Here is a 1500-nt window from a genome sequence, read left to right on the forward strand (position 1 = left end):
TTGATCCATCCCATTATTTGGGGACAATCAATTTTTTCCGACATCCAGAGTTGTACGGGACGCCCGATGTTCATTTGGGCAGCCATTGATTCGGTGAAGATCCTCCAGGTGGGAGCTAATTTTTTCAGTCCGGATAGGCCCGATTTTTTAACCTGCTGATATTGAAAGAACAGGTGAAATAACCGGGTACCCAGCCATACGAGGTAAACCAGCGACAGGTAAGGAAATAAAAGGGGAGGAAGTTTTTGCAGGTAGTCCCAGCCTTGTGCGGCATGGGGGTTGTTCAAAATTGGTTCCAATTCTTCATCGGGAGCAATTAAACGAACGGCAAATCCAATAATAAACCAGGCGGTACCCACCAGCAGGTGAGCAATGGCAAGGTTGTAACGGAGGGAGGCCGAAGCCCGGGGCCAAACTTTTTGTAATAACAGCCAACTCATCCAAAGCATTCCAAACTGCCACCAGCTGTTTACGATGGTCCAGCCCAGTGCCTCTAGCCAGGCATACTGGGGGAACAAAGACATGTTACTGTTTTTTAAGGTTATTCAGCAAATGCTGGATTTCGGCCAGCTCTTCTTCCGAAGCCTGGTGGTTACCCAATGCCTGCAATACGAGTTGGGTAGGGGAACCTCCAAACAACCCATCAATCATTTTATTAAGCAGATGCTTCTGCGTTTTTTCCTTACTTACCGCAGCCTGGTAAATATGTGTTTTAACAGAATCATCCCGCTTCACCAATCCTTTTTCATTCATGATCTGCATCAGTTTTAAGGTGGTGGTATAACCCACATCCTTGGTTTTGGATAATTCCTCGTGAACTTCTCGAACACTGGCAAGTTCCTTATTCCATAGGACCTGCAAGATTTCCAGTTCACTTTCGGTAGGTTTAATATACTTGGTTGAAGGCATGGTGAACATTTTGAAACCGAATATACGATTGTTTTCGTAAAGCCTTGTTAAGGGCCTGAAAATTTTATGCACGGGAATTCATTTTGTCAAATTTAAATCATAATATTGATATATCAAATAATGACTTATCAATATTATGGGCGTGGAGAAACTGAATGCCAGTTTTTTTTATTTACTGGAACGGGCTATTAAAACCTATCGTCAAATGGCCCAGCGAACTATTTCCGAGGAATACGGAGCAATTACGATCGATCAGTTATTGGTGTTACAAGCCATGAAAGACCAGCCGGAACTAACACAGCAGCAGATTGCCGTCGTAGTATTTAAAGATTACGCATCCATTACCCGTATCATTGATTTATTGGTACGGAAAGGATTTCTGCACCGGTCCGGTCACCCCACCGATCGGCGGCGTTTTGAACTTCGGCTTACTCAGGAAGCGGAAGACCTGCTGCAACAGGTGCATCCGAGAATTTTAAAAAACAGGAAAATTGCTTTGGACGGTATTACAGAAGAAGAAATTCTAATAGCCCGGAAAGTACTGGCAAAAATTTCAGAAAACTGCGGGTAAAAAAAAGCCCCGGCGTAGAC

The 1500-nt window shown here is 43.9% G+C and carries 3 protein-coding genes; 1 reads left to right on the plus strand and 2 read right to left on the minus strand.

Features of this window, described 5'->3' with window-relative positions:
• On the minus strand, window positions 1-524 hold a 524-nt coding region (locus A1D16_RS12195; RefSeq protein WP_290709836.1), incomplete at its 3' end, for a hypothetical protein.
• Window position 525: 1 nt separating this feature from the next.
• Window positions 526-909, minus strand: a complete 384-nt coding sequence (locus A1D16_RS12200; protein ID WP_290709838.1) for a BlaI/MecI/CopY family transcriptional regulator — start codon at window positions 907-909, stop codon at window positions 526-528.
• A 142-nt stretch (window positions 910-1051) separates the two neighbouring features.
• Between A1D16_RS12200 and A1D16_RS12205 the strand changes: the two genes are divergently transcribed.
• Window positions 1052-1480, plus strand: coding sequence for a MarR family transcriptional regulator (locus A1D16_RS12205; RefSeq protein WP_290709840.1), 429 nt, complete (start codon window positions 1052-1054; stop codon window positions 1478-1480).
• Window positions 1481-1500: the final 20 nt, after the last annotated feature.

Origin of the sequence: Flavihumibacter sp. CACIAM 22H1 (genome assembly GCF_001601815.1) — a bacterium.
GTDB lineage: Bacteria > Bacteroidota > Bacteroidia > Chitinophagales > Chitinophagaceae > Flavihumibacter.